This is a genomic window from Paenibacillus sp. LHD-38, from assembly GCF_031157315.1.
Lineage (GTDB): Bacteria > Bacillota > Bacilli > Paenibacillales > Paenibacillaceae > Pristimantibacillus.
Window position 1 is genome coordinate 107,800 of sequence record NZ_JAVIFU010000003.1, and the last position, 18,762, is coordinate 126,561.

Here is an 18,762-nt window from a genome sequence, read left to right on the forward strand (position 1 = left end):
CATACATCCCCTTTATCTGGTTAAAATGAGTTGCCGTTAACCTTTTAAGCCGGTCGTCGCGATTCCTTCGACAAAATGCTTCTGGGCAAGGAAAAAGATGATTACCGAAGGAAAGATCGATACCAGGGACATCGCAAGGAGCTGTCCCCATTGGATGTCAAATTGATCGATGAACATCCGCAGCGCCAAGCCGACGGTAAACTTATCGACCGAGCTTAAGTACAGTACTTGAGCGAAGAAATCATCCCAGCTCCAAATGAATGTGAAGATGGCCACGGTAACTAGCGCAGGCTTCAGCAAAGGCAGTATTACGCGCCAAAATATGCCATACACGCTTGCGCCGTCAATCGTTGCGGCTTCATCGAGATCCTTCGGAATGCCGCGGATGAATTGCACGAGCAAGAAGATAAAGAACGCGCCTCCCCCGAAAAAATGCGGGAGCACCAGAGGAACGTAACTATCCACAAACCCAAGCTTATTGAACAAAATGTACTGGGGAACGACCGTTACTTGTCCCGGCAGCATCATGGTAAGCAGAAGAATCGAGAACCAGAAGCCGCGAAGCTTAAAGTTCAATCTTCCGAAGCCATAGGCGACAATCGCTGCCGTAGCAACCCCTCCAAGCACATTTCCAAGCTCCATGAGCAGCGTATTGCCAAAGAAATGAGCAAAAGTATATTCGGCTGAGAAATGCCAGCCATCCCAGTAGTTGCTCCACATCGGAGTCGACGGCCAAAGCGTCGGCAGGCTAAGCTCCTCCGTTTTCTTAAGCGAGGCCCCTGCCCACCAAATAACGGGATACAGCATCAGAAAGGAGAAAAGGGTTAAATATAAATGGCTCGACAGCTTAGAGCGCAGCGAATTCATTTCGTTTTCCCCCCATCCGATTCGTAAAAGACCCAATATTTTGATGCCATGAAGTTAATGATCGTAAGGAGTGCGACAATCGTAAGCAATACCCATGCCAGTGCCGAAGCGTACCCCATCTGGTAATGCTTGAACGCCTTCTCGTAAAGAAACATCGCATACATATAAGTAGAGTTGATCGGTCCGCCCTTTGTGATGATGAAAGCGGATGTGAACGTCTGGAAGGAACCGATGATGCCGAGCACGAGGTTGAAAAACATGACCGGCGACAGCATTGGCAGCGTGATGCTGATGAATTTTCTCACCTTGCCCGCCCCGTCGACGGATGCCGATTCATACAGCTCTTGCGGCACCTGCTTTAAGCCGGCTAGAAAAATAACCATCGTCGATCCAAACTGCCATGTGTTAAGCAAAATCAATGTCCCGAGCGAAGTATCCGGGTTGGAAATCCAACCGACTCCTTCGATTCCGAACCAAGCCAGCACTTGATTGATATAGCCGTCGATACCGAACATATTGCGCCACAGCGCAGCTACCGCTATGCTCCCGCCGATTAAGGACGGAAAATAAATCGCAGTCCGGTAAATATTCATGCCTCTAATATTTTTGTTAAGGGCCAACGCAACCATTAGCGAGAAAAACAACTTAAGCGGAACAGAGAACAGTACGAACATAAAGGTGACGCTGAGCGATTTCGTAAAGGTGGCATCACTCGTGAATATTTTCGAATAGTTGTCCGTTCCCGTCCAGACGGGATCCTCCAGCAAAGAATATTCAGTGAAGGACAAATAAAACGATTGTGCAATTGGCCACAGTGTCAGCAGCAAGAAGCCAATCAGCCATGGGGAGATAAAAACGTATCCTGCTAAATGATGCATCCCCTTTTCTTTGCGCTTTGGCTTTGCAAGTCTGGTTACTCGTTCCGTTTGAATAGCTCTCTCCGTTTTCACTCCGATCATCTCCTCCCCTTTCATGGATAATGTTCTCTAACTTTATACGAAAGCGGTTACATGGTTGAAGGGGAGGAATTTATGAATTCGTTTGTTTTTATATAGTGTGAAAAATTCATAGATTAGCGAAAAATGCCTTAAGAAAGTCGCATCGACAAAAACTTGAATGTCCCTAACAATAGAATTAGGAAGCAAGCCACACCAGCCTTCATCATACTATTGCGAGAGAGGTGCTCATTATGAAATTTGATAATCCGGAAGATATGATTCAGCTTACACCGCTTTGGGAGGGTGAACGTTTTCCTAATGGACGCCCAAAGGTATCCGAGGATGTCCTTCGCCGCATGCGAAAAATTACGTTGGAGGAAGCCTGGGGACCGCTCTGGAACAGAGGTTATGCCTTTCAATTTGAAGGTGATTTCAAAATCGTCCACCCTAATAATGTGATGGTTGGCCGTGCCGTTACAGCTGTGATGGTGCCTAAGCGGCCCGATCTGCATGAAACCTTACTCAAGCATGGACATGAGCAAGAGGATCGCAAGGGCTTCTTCAATCAGTGGGTCATCGATGCATTGGTTGAGGATGACGTAGCCGTTGTGGACATGTTCGACAAAGTTCATCTCGGCACTTATGTAGGCGGAAATTTGTCGACAGCGATCTCGACACGAACCAAACGCGGCGGAGCCGTCATCTGGGGCGGCATTCGCGATAATCAGCAAATCGTTGAAATTGATAATATCAACGTCTTCTATCGCGGCAGCGATCCGACCGCTATCGCAGACGTTACGATGGTTGGCATGAACGTGCCGACACGGATCGGCAAAGCAATATGCATGCCTGGCGATGTTGTGCTTGGCACGCCGTCGGGCGTTATCTTCATTCCGCCACATTTGGCCGAGCTGACGGTAGTGCAAGCAGAGAAATCACAGGTACGCGATGTGTTCGGGTTTGTCCGTCTTCGCGACAGCGTTTATTCGACGGCACAAATTGACGCAACCTGGGATGTGTCGCTCTGGTCTGATTTCTTAAACTGGTTTGAAAATGATGCCGCGGCTGCCGAATATCGTCATCTTACATGGGATTCGGAGCTTGCGGATGCACAAAAAGCGGAGCGGAACGGCCCGCAGAGCGATGTTCGCCTATAAAAGAAAAATCAAAAAGGACTCCGGTTGGCAGCAAGATCGCCGAAAGAGTCCTTTTTCCTCTTTATTTTCCGACTGATTCCCGGTATTCGCTTGGCGAGAGCCCCACTTTTTTCTTGAAAATTTGGCTAAAATACCGCGGATCCTGATAACCTACCTTTTCAGCAACCTCATAGTTTTTGAAATGCGTACTTTTCAGCATATCCTTTGCTTTATCGATGCGAATATCGGTCAAGTGCTCAATAAACGTTTTGCCTGTATTCGTTTTGAATAAAAGGCTTAAGTAGGTTGGCGTCATATATACCTTCTGGGCAACACTTTGAAGAGAAGCGTATTGGCATTCCTGCTCCATGTGATGAATCGTTTTTTTGATAATGCTGCGGTGGCTCTCTTTCTGGCTGTGAGACAGCACATCTTTTAATCCGATCAGGAAATGAATGACATAGTGCTTGATTTCCTCCAACGTTTCCAGCTTTACGATCGACATAACATCGAACCGTTCATAGGCGATGACATTCTCCGTTTCCGCAAGCACTCTTTTCTCGATACCTACCAAGAGTCTAACCGTCAGATCGTAAACGATTTGTGTATCCAGCGGTCCCTTATGCAGCAGCTCTCCATAAAAAAGCTGTACGCATTGTTCAATTTCTTCCGTCGTTTCGGCCGTTTTATAAGCGTTATACAGCGCCTTCTCTTTATCTGAAGGGTACTGCTGCAGCGATTCATAGCGCCCCAGCTCGCTGTAATAAATGATCGTGCCCGTTCCTCGGTAAAATTTATGCCGCAGCGCCCGCGAAGCTTGCCGGTAGGAATGAACGATATCATAGAGATGACTGCAGGGTTTTCCTACCCCGATATTGATCGGCTGCTGGAACTGCTCCCTTAACATCACCTGAATCGTTTGAATCTGCTCCTTTGACACCCAGGAAAAGAGAAGGCCGACCCTCCCCTCTTCATCCACAAATACAACGCTGCCATCCGATATATTCTTCTGCATATAGTCCCGCAACCGCTCCAGGTACAATATCTTCTCATGCTCATCATCAAAATGAGCAGTCGGCTCAAGCAAAGCCATAGCAGGAAAAGTGTAATAGGGATTCAATTGCAGACGGGATAAGCTATCCTTTAAATCTGATTTCATAGCACCGGTATCTGACACCAAATTGCGCAAAAAACGATCTCTCATCCATGTAAGAATAACATCTTCTTTAAATAATAATCCCTCGCTCAGCATACTCCACTACCCCTTTTGTAAGGTTGACTTGCGAGATGCATGACACTAATTGAGATGAATCATTTTATAAGAATGCATGTGCTCGATAAACGTTTGCTCCGCTAAGACCGTGTCGCCGGATCGCAGCACCTCTACGAGCCTTAGATGCCAATCGGCAAGTTCATCGGTTGAATAATGACGATTGGAGATCGCCATAAAACGCATCACCTTGATCCGCATCCGGTTCCAAAGCTCCAGAATCATATGATTATCGCAGCGTCTATAGAAGAATCCATGGAACTCCATATCGAGCTCTAATATGTTTAAGATATCGTTTTGTTCATGTGCAAGGTCCATTTTGTGAATGATGTCTTCTAAGTATAGGAAATCGTCCTCGCTTAAATGCTCCATGGATTTCCGAACAGCAAAACCTTCGATAATTTCACGAAGCTCGAAAATATCCCTAATTTCTTTGGATGTTATATTAGAGACGACTGAGCCTTTGTTAGGAATACCGGTTATAAAACCAGCTGACTTCAATCGTTCCAGCGCCTCTCGAACCGGAGCCTGACTTATGTTGAACTTTTTAGCGATTTCAAGCACGAGCAATCGCGCGCCGGGCTGCAAGTCTCCTGCTAGAATTTCTTTCTTCAACGCGGTATATACATGCTCACTGATAGAGTTTACTGGTGAAATTGGTACGTTTCCATACATCGCACTCACGTCTCCGTTTCATATTATCGATTATCGATAATATAGTTCAAAAAAAAGAAAGCGTTCCCAATACCGAAGAAAAAAAAGGGCTTTACTTATGCCTCCTTCACTTTCAGATTATCGATAATTTGCTTTATAGGCTAATTATAGAACTTCTTTTCTTACAAGACAACCGAATACTTTGTCGAATCCTGATAAGTTTCGTATTATTTTCTTTGTATTCCTTTCAGCCGATCAGGATTTACCCGGCTCTTCCATTAAAAAATATGGAGATTGTCTAGTCATGCTTCGTGCAAGAGCATATAATAGAGATTGGTTTATATCCGATATAATTACTTGGACAAATGGAGATATAATGATGAATGTGAAGCATCCTACGATAAAAAAGCAAGTATTTGATTTAATCATTCGAAATGGATTGGTATCCAAAGCCGCGCTAATGAATCGGCTTACCGTCACAAGCACCAGCCTATCCAGACTGCTTGAGGAATTACTAACAGACGGCCTAATCCTGGCATCCGAACTAGGGCGCTCAACCGGAGGCCGTAAGCCGATTCTATATCGCGTAAATCCCGAACACCGCGCCGTATTTGGTTTGGAAATATCCCGCTTCTCCTCCTCTATCGGCTTGTATGACCTCAACCTAAAGCCGCTAGCCTTCGAGCGATGGAAGATGGATGAACGAATGACGCCGGAGACGCTGCTGGCGAAAATTACGAAGCTGGCCGAGCGAATGCTGAGTGATTGCGGAATCGAACGTGAAAAAGTGATTGGAATGGGAATCGGTGCGGTTGGACCCTTAAGCCGTGAAGACGGGATTATGCTTAAGCCGCGATATTTTCCTGCTGAGGGCTGGAGCAATGTGCCTATTTGCGAATGGCTGGAGGAGCGGCTCGGGCTGCCGGCCCTGCTCGATAACGGAGCAAACACAGCAATTATCGGTGAGCACTGGGCGCTTCGGAATGAAGAAGTCAAGCATATGCTGTATGTCCACGCCGGTGTCGGCCTTCGAACCTCGATGATGTCAGGCGGTCAAATTGTAAGAGGCGCCGTAGACATGGAAGGTTCCTTTGGACAGATGATCATTCAGACGGATGGTCCAAGGCTTGGGGACGAAGGCAATTATGGAGCGCTTGAAGCGCTCGTTTCTATTCCTGCGCTGGAGAAAAAAATACGATCCCAGCTGAAGCTTGGGCGGGCAAGCTCCCTCTCAGGCATTCCGCCGGAGGAAATTCAATTTGACGCTTTGCAAAAGGCGTATCGACTGAAGGATTCCTTCATTACGGAGCAGTTTCTGCAAACCGCTACTTATCTGGGGATAGGCATAGCCAATCTCATTAATATTTTGCACCCGGAGGCTGTTATCCTTGGCGGTCCGCTCGTTAACGTACATAAGAGCATTTACGAAACAGTTATACAGGTCGCACGCAGCAACATTTATTACTCTCCGCAATATGAGCCCAAATTTACGCAAGGCCAGTTGACCGAAGATGCCGTAACTGCCGGCGCAGCGATCATGCTGCTTCAGGAATGGGAGCTAGGCTAGACAAACGAAAAAGACAAAACACCCAAATGGATGTTTTGTCTTCACCGTTACGAATCTTTTGATCGGTTAGCCATATCGATGATCATTACGATAAGCATGAGCAGTTGAATGAGCAACTCGATACTCATTGCATTCCCTCCCAGCTGCAGGTAATGCTCCTTCGCTGCGGCCTCTCCTCCCGTTAAATCTAAACTAACGAACATCTCCCGCTATTATGTCTATGGTCGAAATCTGAATTTTATGACGGATAATCTTACAGCTGCGGCAGCCATTGCGATCGACACCGGACAGAATGAATCCGAATGAAGCTGCAAGCTGCTTGAATTTCAAATAGATTCCGCTGCCTTGAAAGGAAGGTGCAATAAAATCAACATCCTTATCGGCCTTCCCAACGTCGATCGCGAGCCCGGTTTGGTGTTCAGAGAGGCCGGCTTCACGTAGCAGGGATATCCGATTTTCTCTTCAGCGTTTTGCAAAATTAATTCGCGATCATCGCCCCATTGATCATAGCGATATACGAGGTAATCAACTTGATTGATTCCTGCTTGCGCGAGCAGCTGCTTCGAAATGGCCTTGTCCAACGTAAGCGCAGAAGAAAGCACGCCATTCCCTACATAGGGAACATTGAGAAGCTCCATCATGCCTTGAATCGTTCCATCCTCTCCATTCGAGCCATGCAGCAGCGGCAATACGACCTTTCTTCCCGGCAAAGCGAAATGACTGACAAGCACCTTGCCGATCGATTCTGCGGCATCCGCATATCTTGGTGCAGCAATTAAGTCATTAAGCTCAAGCCCAAACCGGTTTAGCTTCTCAAGCGCGGTCCATATGCCATCGCGAGTAATATAAATAGGAAATATTTCAAATTTCGATTCATCTAGGGATAAAATGACGGTGTATGCTGTTTTCAAAGAAACCTCATGCTCGACGGACTTGCCGCCGTATAGGACATATAGCTTTGTTTTCACAAGAAAAAACCTCCTAAAATCAACTCGTTATCTCTACCTAAAGATAACCGTCAATCATTAAGAGGCATGTAATTAAAGTTTAATTAAGTCTTAAGTTTCCTTAAATTGTTTATATGCTTTTTTTACCCGAATCAGTTATTGCTCCAGCAAGCGTCTGTAAATCTTGACCTTGCAGAGCTCCCGCTATGAGCTCTGGCAGACGATCAGGCGTACAGCCAAAGCAAGGAATGCCAAAGCCGGACAATCGCTTCGCAAGCTCCGCATCATAGGAAGGAACACCGCCATCAGACAATGCCAACAGGCAAATGACGCTAACCCCCGATTGACGCATATTTTCCATTCGACGGATAAGCGCTGACTGGTTGCCGCCTTCATAGAGATCGGAAATTAAAATAAAAAGCGTTTTTTTCGGATCATGGATAAACTGCTCGCAATATTGAACTGACTTGTTAATATCCGTTCCCCCGCCGAGCTGAATGCCAAATAGCATATCAACGGGATCACTCGCGCATTGCTCGCTTAGATCAGCGACTTCCGTGTCAAAAGCAACGACATGCGTATCGAGCGAGGGCAAGCTTGCGAAAATCGATCCAATAATAGACGCATAAATAACGGAATCTGCCATTGACCCGCTCTGATCAATATCAAGGATTACAGTCCATTCCTTACTGCGCCGTGCCCGCTCGAAAAAATAAAATTTCTCTGGAATAAGCAGCTGCCTTTCAGGATCATAATGCTTCAAATTACGGCGTATCGTCGTCTTCCAATCCAGCCCGGTTACGGAAGGAAGCGGAGAATGTCTCCTGCGGTTTAGCGCCCCGGTCACTGCACGGCGAATATCATGCGCCAGCTTCGCCATAATCTCCTCCACGACCTCGCGGACCAGTAATCTCGCCGTCTCCTTCGTTCTCTCGGGAATACGGCCCTTTAATGCAATGAGAGTCGCAACCATACGGATATCGGGCTTCACCTGCCTGAGCGTTTCGGGCTCAAACAACAGCTGGGTCAAGCCCTTTCTTTCAATCGCATCCGCTTGGATAACGGAAACGATATCGGAAGGAAAGAAGCTTCGGACATCGCCAAGCCATTTTGTTAGTTTAGGAGAAGAAGCGCCTAGTCCAGCCGAGCGTGCAGCGCTATTCCCTTGTTTATCTTTGGGATCATTAACCGTATCGTCATAAATAGCCGCCAGCGCTTCATCCATTAAGCTTTGCTCTTCATCAAGCAGTCCGCGCCCATTCGCCATATCGGACAGTTTGTCGTTTGCAGCTTGGCCTAAAATAAGACGCCAGCGCTTCAATTGTTCGAATTGCTCATTATCGCTCATCTTATAGGTCTCCAAAATCGAACTCGTTGAGCTCGTCCAATTTTTGTTGCTCTTCGCTGCTAAGCGGACGCTGCAGAACATCGGCAGCCTCAATCATGCCAATTTCCCATAGGTCTCCCAGCATTTCGGCAATAGCGTTCTTCTCTCTCGGTTCAAATGCAGCTAACGCCCTTCTAAGAAAGACCAAGGAACGCCGGAATTGCTCTTCATCAAGCGACGCCGTATACAGATCAAGCTGCTCCCAAAGCTGTCTGCGGGATAATAGCACATACCGGTTTCTTAGCGACATGCCTTCAAACCAGCCAGCGCCAATATCTGCGGGAATGCCAGGCGATAATCTTCTGGATACCTCCCTGGCTAAACGATCATTATCGATAAGATTTCGCTCTAAAAGCAGTGCGAAGGCAAGTCCGGAGAGCTTCGCGTTACGGTCATCCCGATAGGCGAGCTCTTCCAACTGCGTTACCCAGCGCTCATCGTCTACCACATCGAAATGCTGCTGCGATACCGCGTGCATATCGATAACGGCCGATGCCATTTCCGCTGCCGCATCATCGCTGCATGCGGCAGAATCAACAAGAAGCAGCGTCCCCCTCAAAAACAGCTGTTGAAGCAGCGGGATTAAGACACCCGTATCCATTTTGCGGACATCCCCAAATTGTACTAATAATGAAAGTTCCCGAAGCGTGCCAGCAATTTGCGTGTAATCGCCGGCATCTACCGCTAATCGCTGCAGCGTTTGACGGGCATCCTCCATGGAAGCAGGAAGACCGCATTGCCAAGCCGCCTTAACGAGAGCAGCTGCTTCTAATATATTCGTGCTTTGAGCCAACGACTCTTTTATTAAAAATGAAGCGGCAAGCTCAATCGTCTCCCCTTTCATAATGGATTCGACCGCTTCGATTTCCGCTTCCGGCGTCCAGCGCAGCACCCAGCTTTCTGCCCAGGTTGCGCTGTCCTGTCTGACAGCGCGTTTTTGGGCAAAGCTGATTTGCAGCAGCTGAATCCGCTCCAGGAAAAAGGATCTTCTTAAGTCGAGAAAAGCAGCATCCTCGGACTTCACTCTTCGATTTTCACGGAGATCCAGCTCCAGCTCAGTCGCAACGGTTGTCTTATATTTTTCTAGCTTCAACGTCTTCAGATTACGGTTCAAATCATCCTGTATCGGCGTTTGGCTGATGCCCTCGGGCAGAAAGCCGATGCTGGTTCCAACATCCGTTCTTACGATCGCATCCGCAACATTGGCGAGCTCCCCGTAACCAAGACAGGTAATTGCGGCATCATGAAGATCCCGTAATACCGGCAGCCTTCCACCATGCAAGGATGCTAATGATTCTGCGAGCCTAACGGCTTCAATAACGGAAGCTGCGGATCGAAACGTACCGCTCTCACGCATATGGCAGGCTATCGTAGCAAGATACAGCGAAGCCAGCTTGTCAGGATCTCCGCTCTTTGCACACTGCCACGCCAGCTCGAAATACGATGGTGCCATATTTCCTGCGCCGTAGCCGGAATGGTTCGACAGCTTATAGTACGAATAAGGCATCAAGGTAATCTTGGTCGGAACCGACGGCAAGGATGCGGCTTCCGCCGCTGTCAATTCCGATCGTTCCGCTACGAGCGCAGATGCATGATAGGCGCCAGTTACGACTACGATACGGTTCGGCGGAATGCCTTCGGCAATCGCCTTGGATATTTGGGAGCGCATGTAAGCCTCGCGGATTTCATTATGCGCTGCCTCCAATGGCGTATGAATACGCTCCTCTGCCTCGGATAGCTGGCGCATTTCATTAGAGAATGCTTGTATGGCAAGGCGGTATGTTCCGGGCTTGTTTAATTGTTCAAAATACCGTTCCCAATACGTTTCGTCATCGGGTTCGCCCGCAAGTATTGCGACTTGCTCATAGCGACCGTTGATTTGCTGACGGTATTCGCGTGCACCTTCCGAATCCGCTTCTTTTTCCAATGCGGCACTCCGGGCTGCATGCAAGCTGACGGATACATCCGACGGTAAATCGATAAACCTTGCCTCCGCGCCATTTGAGGCCGCCCACAGAAATGCCTGATATTCCGGGGAATATTCAGCCAGAGGGAAAACAACCGTTCGTATAGGCAGCTGCTCTGTATAGGCCAAAATTGCTATGGGAGGTTTCACTCTGCTTAACGTGATCTGACTGATCAGCTCTGACGCATCCGAAGGACCCTCTACGAGTACTAAGAGCGGCTTGGTCTCATTTAAATAACTGATTAAATGGAGTGCTCCGTTTGGCGAGAGATGTCGCACGCCGAAAATATGGACGCCGTGCCTGGCAGCGGCACCCGCGCTCACGAACTCAGCTCACGGCAAGCACGATATAGCCCTCTCCACTCGGCTCCCCGTTTCTTCATCACGTTTTCCAAATATTCCTTCCATACCGCGTCATCCTTAGCTTCATCCTTCACTACCGCGCCGAGCAGGCCTGCTGCAAGATCCTCTTCGGCTACCTGGCCATCGCCAAAGCTGCTTGCCAGAGCCATGCTGTTGATCAGCAATGAAATCGCTTCGGCTGTCGAGATGGCACCGCTTGGCTGCTTGAGCTTTTCTTTGCCATCAAGGGTCATTCCGCTGCGCAGCTCGCGGAAGATCGTTACAACCTTGCGTACCGCCTCCTCTTCTGGAACTGCCTCTCCTAACCTGTAATTTGAAGCGATCTCGCTTACGCGCTTGCGTACGATGGAGACCTCCGTTTCCAAATCGGAAGGTGCCGGAAGCACCACGATATTAAAACGCCGCTTTAAAGCGGCAGACATATCATTTACGCCGCGATCTCTTGTATTCGCTGTCGCAATAATAGAAAAGCCTCTCTCTGCCGGAATATCTCTTCCCAGCTCGGGGACTGAAATCGTCTTCTCTGACAAAATGGATATGAGCGCATCCTGCACCTCAGAGGCACAGCGTGATATCTCTTCAAATCGCGAGATCCCGCCTGTTTCCATCGCCCGGTAAATGGGGCTTTTCACCAATGCTTCCTCCGTAGGGCCATTGGCCAGCAGCATCGCGTAATTCCACGAATAACGTACCTGCTCCTCGCTGGTACCCGCAGTTCCTTGTATGACTTTGGAGGAATCCCCATGAATGGCCGCTGTTAAGTTTTCGGAGAGCCAAGATTTTGCCGTGCCCGGCTCGCCGATCAGCAGCAGGGCACGATCGGTTAGCAAAGTAGCGATGGCGATTTCGACCAATCGCGTATGACCGATATATTTTGGTGTAATATCGACTTTGCCCGCACGACCGCCCGTAATAAAAGTAAGCACGGCCCGCGGTGACAGCTGCCAGCCTGCCGGCTTCTCTCCTTGATCATGAGCCTTCAATGCTTCCAGCTCGTGCGCGTAAAGCAGTTCGGCTGGCTGCCTTAAGATAGTTTGTTTTTTATCCATGCTAGAAATCCCGCTCCTTCTGCTTCCGTTTCGATCTCTTCCGGCTTGGCCGCAACATGATCGGCTAACTGTTTGATTTGATTCCGCGAGTACTCATAAGTGATTTTGTCCGCGATTTGGTGCAGCTTTTCCGCATAATGACTTGGCAGCATGGCTATTAACAGCTGTTCCTCTCTCCCCACGTAATAATAAGATTTTTGCGTTGCAAGCTCCAAAGCGGTTAAGAACATCTCATCCGTTTCCCGGTGTCCGAGCCTAAATAACGTGTGAAAAAGGAGCAAGGTCCGCGGTTTCATCAGCTGAGGCGCGACCTTAGACTTCTCTACCAGATAAGCCGCGATCCTTTTATCTGGCGCTTTGACCAAACGGCATACCAGCTCTTCTTCATTAAGCTCCACGAATCGATCAACCCATCTCGCGTCCCACACCACATTCGTTTGTTCCTGCTGTCCCGAGATCATTAGATCCAATGGATTAGACGTGTATGCATAAAAGGCTTGAAGCAGCTCACGCGTATTTTTGCCTTTTTTCTGCGTTAGGTAACCCTCATATTGATCGTATAGCTTGGCTGGCTCAAGAAAATGAAGCGCAGCCTTCAACGAGTAGCCTATTAACGGCGGCCGGCTATCCCGCTGCTCATGCAGATATGCTAATGCAAGCTTATCCTTGGAATACAACAAAATTTGAGCTGCTTCGTTCAAAATCAAATCGTATTCCTTGTGATCGACCTGCTCATTCGAGAACATTCGCATTAAAAACTGTCTCACTGCGCTTTCATGCGCTTTGGTTTGAAAGCTTGAAATCACGCCGCCTAGCGTCTCTTTTACGGCGGCGCTTGGTTCACCTGATTCGATTTTATCGATAAGCGCGGAGCCCAAGTGAAGCAGCTGCCCGGTTAAACGCGGCGCTGTACAAGCTTGTATCGGTGCGATCGCAAGCTCGGTATCCTTCTTCGCCAGCGCATCCATCAACCGGATGACAACCCGATCAGATTGAAACCCCGAAAGCGCGGTTAACGCAGCTCCGCGAATGTCTTTCTTTTTGTCATGCGACAATTCTAGCAGTTCCTCTTCGAACGCAGGAAAGCCCGCCATTAAAGAAATAGCAGCTAGACGAACGGGCGACGCGCCTTCCTTCGAAGCGGCAGATAACAGCGGCCAGAGCGCTTCGGATTCCGAGGTTAGCCGGTATAGGCAGACCAGCATTCTAGCATCTCCGCTGTTTCCCTGCATGTTGAACTGCTCATGCAAAATAGGAAGTACTGCTGCACTCATTTGCGGGATCACTTTTTCTGCGATATAATCTGCAATCTCAGCATAGCTGTCTCTTAGCCCGATCACCGCCGGAATGAACGCCCGAAAGTCGGTAAATAGGCCATCCTCTGCGCCTTGTCTGATGATCTCGAGTCGACCGGGACCGCGCTGGGTCAGCGCATCAAGCAGCGGTTTTAGCTTTCTATAAGGGTACTCAGTGGATACTCGGACCGGATTGGCGGAATTCCCTAGCGGAAGAAGCTCGCCATCCGCATCCGCAGAGCTTTGGGTGTGCAGGACGGCGTGAAGCAAAACGGCTAAATCCAAGAGCTTACCTGCCGCATGCTCGGGCTTTGCCTCGGTAACCCCGTTAATCTCTTCAGCAACTCGTTTAAAAATGGGGGCTTTCTCTCCAAGCTGCTGAAGCTGCGGCAGCATCCGCTTTAGTCTTAAATCATCCGCCGCAATGCCAGCTCCCGCGATGACTAATCGGCGTACATCTTGATGTAATTCTCTAAGTAATGAAATGCTCATCCTATGCTCCTTTGTCACGCATTAATAATATAATCGAATCATTTCATTTTCGGTAATCAGCGTTAGCGGTTGGGCAGTTAGCTTGCCTTCGGATAAATGATCCTCGAACATGACCAGTACCGCGGTATTTTTTATTTGCTCATGATTTAAATGAGGCAGCAGCTGCAGCGTGGGATGCCCAATTCTACTAATATTGCTCAGGGGCAGCCTTCCTCCTTGATCATCAATCAATACGCAGCCATTTTCCGTTTTAGCTACTTCAGCTGCATGGAGCAGCATGACTGGATTTTTATCGGCTAACGGGGTTTTTATATGGTTTTTTACCGCTTTTACAGCCGCGGCGGAGGATCGCTCAGCAAAGGATCGAATATTTTTTCGGTCGGCGTCATTTAACTCCCTCATGGTCATTTCTTCCCACCGAACCCTTTTGTTCAAGTCACCCGGATATGTAAACAGCTCCTTCGTTTGAACGGCCATATATACGGAATCTTCTTCCTTGATATGCTTAGCTGCTCGAAATGGCCGATAGTTGCGTGTAACGACGATTTCTCCGTCATGAAGCTGCAGCCAATGCCCCTCATCCACATACTCTCCCCGGGCTTCATCCGTATAAGATCGGAAGTTTAGCTGGACCAGCTCAACATCCCTGCGAATAAGCTCCAGCTCGCGAAGCTCTGAAAGCTGCCATGCATGCCCGATCTTCTCTTCTAGATTACTTGTGATGTCCATCGGCAGGTCCGGATCCTCGATACGCGCTTTTATATAGTCCCGGCTTCGTTTAAGCAATGCGTGCAAGGAAGCTAGCTGTTCGAATGCTTCCGTATAAATCGCTTCATGGTTATCGCTGGTGTTTATTAATACGAATACCTCACGAAGAGTTGCTTGCACACCTGGCACATAGTGATTGCCAAGCTGCTTCGCTTGGTCCTCATACATACGAATGGAGCGCATATCTAAGGAAGCCAAGCCTGCTTGCACCATTTGCTGGATCAGCTTATGCGCCAGCTCAATCCCCTCTAGCTGCGAAGCAAGCTTCTTAGCCAACGCATTTTTATTAACCTTGCGTTTGCTCTCCTTACCTTCCGGGGCTGCGGCGGTTTCTTTCTTTTTTTCCTCGCGCTTGTCTGCTTTCTCGCGTTTATCCGCGATATCAGAAGGAATATCCGCAATGTCAAAGGTCTTGCCGTCCACATAGGCGTGCATGAGTCCTAAAATATGCTTGCATGGAAACTGTCGGCTTGGGCAGGAACAACGAAAAATAGGCTGCTCCGCTTTTAAAAAGTCTGCGGAACAGCTATAGGGCTCTTTGCCGCTGCCCTTGCATTCCCCGAAAAGCAGCGTTCCGTCTTCTGTGCGGGCTAGCTTTTGAAAGCTGTTTTTACGAACGAGATCCTTTCCGTTTTTGATCGCACCCGCGTTTAGCGCGAATGAATCAACATAAGCTTCTGTTAGTTCGGTCATAGTTTCCCTCATTCATTAGGTTGTTTTTCATCCAATATTTCCACAGAACACTCTCTATTTCCTGCTTTTGGAGTGATTCAACCGGCGAGCATAAAGAAAAAACCCAGGCATGTATGCGCCTGGGCTTGCTTTTACCATGGAATATCTCCAATGTTGTGCATGATCAAATCAATCTCTGTTATTTCGTCAGCGGATAACGGTGCGCTTTCCAGTGCCTTCACATTTTCTTCGATTTGACTAACACGGCTGACGCCGATAAGCGCAGAGGTTACCCCGCCTTCGCGAAGTGCCCATGACAATGCCAGTTGCGAGAGCGTTTGGCCTCTTTTGGCGGCAAAAGCCTCCAAGCTGCGGAATTTCTGTACTCGCTCCCCAGTGATGGCTTCCGGCTTCATCGTGCTGTTTGTCGCCTTGGCTTCCGCTTCAATTTTATCGACATACTTATTGGTCAGCTGGCCTCTGCCGAGCGGGCAATAAGCGATTGAACCAATCCCCTGCTCTTCGAGTACGTCCTGCAGCCCATCTTCGATCCAACGATTCAGCATCGAATAGTTCGGCTGATGAATAAGGCATGGCGTGCCGAGCTCCTTCAGGATTTTTACCGCTGCGCTGGTTTGCTCCGCGTTGTAATTGGACAATCCCACATACAAAGCTTTACCCTGCCTGACCGCATGATCAAGCGCTCCCATCGTCTCCTCCAAAGGCGTTTCCGGGTCCGGGCGGTGAGAATAAAAAATATCGACGTAATCAAGGCCCATTCTGGTTAGACTGCGGTCAAGACTGGACAACAGATTTTTACGCGAGCCCCACTCGCCGTAAGGGCCCTCCCACATGTAATAGCCTGCTTTTGTGGATATAAGCAGCTCGTCCCGATATGGAACAAGATCCTTTTTATAAACCGCACCGAAGGTTTCCTCCGCGGATCCCGCAGGCGGTCCATAATTGTTTGCAAGGTCAAAATGGTTGATTCCAAGATCAAATGCTTTTAGAATCATTGCTCTTGAATTTTCCAGCGGCTGGTTGCCGCCAAAGTTTTGCCAAAGTCCGAGTGAGATGGCGGGCAGCTTAATGCCGCTCTTGCCTGCGCGTTTGTACAACATATCGGAATAACGTGATTGCTCTGCTGCATATGGCATGTAATGGTAGTCCCCTTATCCTATTAATCTGATTTCCTTGAAAAAGAATATGCAATAATGTTTACTTCTAAATCTGATTACTTTCAAAGTATATTGATTTATACAGGAATAAGGAATGTCCACAAGCAAGGTTTATATGTCATAATGTAAGATGTATAAGATTCAATGGCAGGAGCTGAACCGGATGTGCGAGCATTATGATCTCATTTATTATTACCATGGAAAGCAGTATTGCCCTCCCAGCTACAATTGGGGACCAGGAGTAAAAGACCATTATAAAATTTTGTTTATTCATGAAGGAAAAGGCAGCTACCATATAAACGGCCATACGTATGAGCTAAAAAAAGGACAAGGCTTCATGGTTTTTCCAAATATCATCTGTCATATGATGGCTGATGAGCTGGAACCGTGGGTTTATTCTTGGATAGCCTTTCAAGGCAGCAGCGTTGAGCGTTTGCTTGAACAAGTGCAGCTCAGCGTCGACAACCCTTATTTCACCTTTGCGCCGGCCAATTGGTTTGACCCCTGGATGGATCAGCTGGCTGAAGCAGAAGCTCTTGAAAAAAACAGCGGGCTTATCGTACACAGCCTGCTTTACCGTCTCTTCTCGGAATGGATCGATATGCTGACCGGACCTAATCAATTGGGGTACATGCCGAAAGCGAAGGATGAATATGTGCGTAAAGCCGTCGAGTATATCAAAATGAATTATTATACAAAAATAAGCATTACCGAGCTGGCGAATCGGATCGGTATTGATCGAATCTATTTTTCGTCCTTGTTTAAAGAGATCGAGCAGCTTTCCCCTCAAATGTATTTATTGCATTACCGAATGGATAAAGCTTGTGATTTAATGAACAATCAGCAGCTCTCGGTTTCTGATATTTCCCATTCCGTCGGTTATACCGATCCTCTGCTCTTCTCGAAAATGTTCAAGAAGGTGAAGGGGGTGTCTCCCTCTCATTTCCGCAAAAAATTGATCTGAAAAAATAGAAAAGAACCTGCAGGCGTTAGCTCACAGGTTCTTTTCTATTTATTAATGTGATAAATCTTTAACCATCTTAACATGCGGGATGTTTTCTTCCATAAATACGGTCGACGCCACTTCATAACCTTGCTTTTCATAAAAAGCCGCCGCTTGCACCTGTCCATGCAGCTTGGCTTTCTTCATTCCTTTCTCGCGTGCAATCGCTTCAAGCTCGTCCATGATCGCTTTGCCTAAGCGGTGCATCCGGTGAGTGGATAGCACACAGATACGCTCCAGCTTAGCATATTCATCCACAACCCGCACTCTGCCTGTGCCAACTGGTTCGTTTTCGTAATAAACAAGGACATGATCGGCGATATCTTCAAATTCATCCAGCTCTACTTCCTCCGCTACACCCTGCTCCTTCACGAAGACTGCTTTCCGAATACGGAATGCATCATCTAATTGCTCTTCAGTCGTAATACGTGTCGTTTCCATCCTTCTCTTTCCTTCCATAACTAAATTACTTCTTGTCCTGCGTTTCAGCAGCCTATGCTTCTTATTATAATGCTTAATGCTTAATTAGCAAAAATTACTGGTTTGTTTGACTCCGATTTATCCTTCTTCCGATTCCAAACGTTGTTTTTTTCTGCAGACATACACAAACGCAGGTGGAATATTAAACGGAACAAATATTATTTCATCAATATAGAAATAGAAGCTCAGCTGCTTTTTCATTTGCTGAGAATATTGAAATGCAATAAACAGACCATCATCCCGTAAAGAGGCCGTAATCTGTTCCAGCAATGCCGTTCTATACGCGTGAGTAAAATTAAAAAATGGAAGTCCGCTTATGATGCAATCCAGTTGTTCGATTCCTTCTTGGGCTAAAGCTTCATGCAGTTCCAACGTATTCTGAAAGATTAAGAACCGGGGATAAGCATCTTTTAATGCTTTAAACATATACGGATCCTTCTCAAATAATAAAATATTTGTTTGGCTGCTGGCTGCTTTCTTAATATGCTTTGTTATCGCCCCTGTACCTGCACCTAGTTCAGCTATATGATTTACAGCTTGCCATGGCACGCTTTCAACCATTTTTCGGCCTAAATAATTTGAGCTCGGGGTTACGCTTCCCATTTGACCTGGTTTATAAAAGAATTTAAACATAAATAATATTTTCTCGAGAATTGATTTATTAATACCCATATGCTGCGAAAGCCTCCCTTATTGCAAGCTCATCAAGCTAGAAATAAATGAAGTAAAG

General features: G+C 47.5%; 18 protein-coding genes. 3 read left to right on the top strand and 15 right to left on the bottom strand.

The features are described 5' to 3' along the window. Window positions 1–36 precede the first annotated feature (36 nt). Both RCO25_RS03915 and RCO25_RS03920 read right to left on the bottom strand, forming a co-directional pair. A complete protein-coding gene (locus RCO25_RS03915; RefSeq protein ID WP_308994830.1) occupies window positions 37–867 on the bottom strand; it encodes a carbohydrate ABC transporter permease in 831 nt (276 codons plus the stop codon). After that, a complete protein-coding gene (locus RCO25_RS03920; RefSeq protein WP_308994960.1) occupies window positions 864–1,745 on the bottom strand; it encodes a carbohydrate ABC transporter permease in 882 nt (293 codons plus the stop codon). The genes RCO25_RS03915 and RCO25_RS03920 overlap by 4 nt, the downstream gene beginning before the upstream one ends. 311 nt (window positions 1,746–2,056) lie before the next feature. On the opposite strand from RCO25_RS03920, the gene RCO25_RS03925 reads away from it, so the two are divergent. Further along, window positions 2,057–2,962 carry an RraA family protein gene (locus RCO25_RS03925; protein ID WP_308994831.1) on the top strand — a complete coding sequence of 302 codons (906 nt, stop codon included), beginning with the start codon at window positions 2,057–2,059 and terminating at the stop codon, window positions 2,960–2,962. 61 nt (window positions 2,963–3,023) lie between these two features. On the opposite strand, the gene RCO25_RS03930 is transcribed toward RCO25_RS03925, so the two are convergent. Beyond that, window positions 3,024–4,193: a helix-turn-helix domain-containing protein gene (locus RCO25_RS03930; protein WP_308994832.1), complete on the bottom strand. Its 1,170-nt coding sequence runs from the start codon at window positions 4,191–4,193 to the stop codon at window positions 3,024–3,026. 45 nt (window positions 4,194–4,238) lie between these two features. After that, window positions 4,239–4,886 (bottom strand): GntR family transcriptional regulator, encoded by a 648-nt coding sequence (locus tag RCO25_RS03935; protein WP_308994833.1) that lies wholly within the window; start codon window positions 4,884–4,886, stop codon window positions 4,239–4,241. A 355-nt stretch (window positions 4,887–5,241) separates the two neighbouring features. On the opposite strand from RCO25_RS03935, the gene RCO25_RS03940 reads away from it, so the two are divergent. Continuing rightward, window positions 5,242–6,432 carry an ROK family protein gene (locus RCO25_RS03940; protein ID WP_308994834.1) on the top strand — a complete coding sequence of 397 codons (1,191 nt, stop codon included), beginning with the start codon at window positions 5,242–5,244 and terminating at the stop codon, window positions 6,430–6,432. 47 nt (window positions 6,433–6,479) lie between these two features. Here RCO25_RS03940 and RCO25_RS03945 read toward each other — a convergent pair whose 3' ends face one another. The 9 genes from RCO25_RS03945 to RCO25_RS03985 all read right to left on the bottom strand — a co-directional run bounded on the left by RCO25_RS03945 (window position 6,480) and on the right by RCO25_RS03985 (window position 16,528). Further along, window positions 6,480–6,635 (bottom strand): hypothetical protein, encoded by a 156-nt coding sequence (locus RCO25_RS03945; RefSeq protein WP_308994835.1) that lies wholly within the window; start codon window positions 6,633–6,635, stop codon window positions 6,480–6,482. Then, window positions 6,625–6,876, bottom strand: coding sequence for a D-alanyl-D-alanine carboxypeptidase family protein (locus RCO25_RS03950; protein WP_308994961.1), 252 nt, complete (start codon window positions 6,874–6,876; stop codon window positions 6,625–6,627). The genes RCO25_RS03945 and RCO25_RS03950 overlap by 11 nt, the downstream gene beginning before the upstream one ends. Further along, window positions 6,759–7,400, bottom strand: coding sequence for a D-alanine--D-alanine ligase (locus RCO25_RS03955; RefSeq protein ID WP_308994836.1), 642 nt, complete (start codon window positions 7,398–7,400; stop codon window positions 6,759–6,761). Before RCO25_RS03955 ends, RCO25_RS03950 begins: the two co-directional genes overlap by 118 nt. 109 nt (window positions 7,401–7,509) lie before the next feature. After that, window positions 7,510–8,727 carry a VWA domain-containing protein gene (locus RCO25_RS03960; RefSeq protein WP_308994837.1) on the bottom strand — a complete coding sequence of 406 codons (1,218 nt, stop codon included), beginning with the start codon at window positions 8,725–8,727 and terminating at the stop codon, window positions 7,510–7,512. Window position 8,728: 1 nt separating this feature from the next. Next, window positions 8,729–11,056: a DUF5682 family protein gene (locus RCO25_RS03965; protein WP_308994838.1), complete on the bottom strand. Its 2,328-nt coding sequence runs from the start codon at window positions 11,054–11,056 to the stop codon at window positions 8,729–8,731. Then, on the bottom strand, window positions 11,053–12,144 hold the full coding sequence (locus tag RCO25_RS03970) for an AAA family ATPase (RefSeq protein WP_308994839.1): 1,092 nt from the start codon (window positions 12,142–12,144) through the stop codon (window positions 11,053–11,055). Before RCO25_RS03970 ends, RCO25_RS03965 begins: the two co-directional genes overlap by 4 nt. Continuing rightward, window positions 12,120–13,931 (bottom strand): HEAT repeat domain-containing protein, encoded by a 1,812-nt coding sequence (locus RCO25_RS03975; protein WP_308994840.1) that lies wholly within the window; start codon window positions 13,929–13,931, stop codon window positions 12,120–12,122. Before RCO25_RS03975 ends, RCO25_RS03970 begins: the two co-directional genes overlap by 25 nt. Before the next feature lie 21 nt (window positions 13,932–13,952). Then, window positions 13,953–15,392, bottom strand: a complete 1,440-nt coding sequence (locus RCO25_RS03980) for an SWIM zinc finger family protein (RefSeq protein ID WP_308994841.1) — start codon at window positions 15,390–15,392, stop codon at window positions 13,953–13,955. A gap of 131 nt (window positions 15,393–15,523) precedes the next feature. Next, on the bottom strand, window positions 15,524–16,528 hold the full coding sequence (locus RCO25_RS03985) for an aldo/keto reductase (RefSeq protein WP_308994842.1): 1,005 nt from the start codon (window positions 16,526–16,528) through the stop codon (window positions 15,524–15,526). Between the two features lie 184 nt (window positions 16,529–16,712). Between RCO25_RS03985 and RCO25_RS03990 the strand changes: the two genes are divergently transcribed. Continuing rightward, the gene (locus tag RCO25_RS03990; RefSeq protein ID WP_308994843.1) at window positions 16,713–17,513 is read left to right on the top strand and encodes an AraC family transcriptional regulator; all 801 of its coding nucleotides are present in this window, start codon (window positions 16,713–16,715) and stop codon (window positions 17,511–17,513) included. 51 nt (window positions 17,514–17,564) lie between these two features. Here the strand turns inward: RCO25_RS03990 and RCO25_RS03995 are convergent, their stop codons facing one another. Both RCO25_RS03995 and RCO25_RS04000 read right to left on the bottom strand, forming a co-directional pair. Continuing rightward, entirely contained in the window at window positions 17,565–17,993 is a 429-nt protein-coding gene (locus RCO25_RS03995; protein WP_308994844.1) for a GNAT family N-acetyltransferase, read from the bottom strand. 117 nt (window positions 17,994–18,110) lie between these two features. Further along, window positions 18,111–18,704: a class I SAM-dependent methyltransferase gene (locus tag RCO25_RS04000; protein WP_308994845.1), complete on the bottom strand. Its 594-nt coding sequence runs from the start codon at window positions 18,702–18,704 to the stop codon at window positions 18,111–18,113. Between the last annotated feature and the right edge of the window lie 58 nt (window positions 18,705–18,762).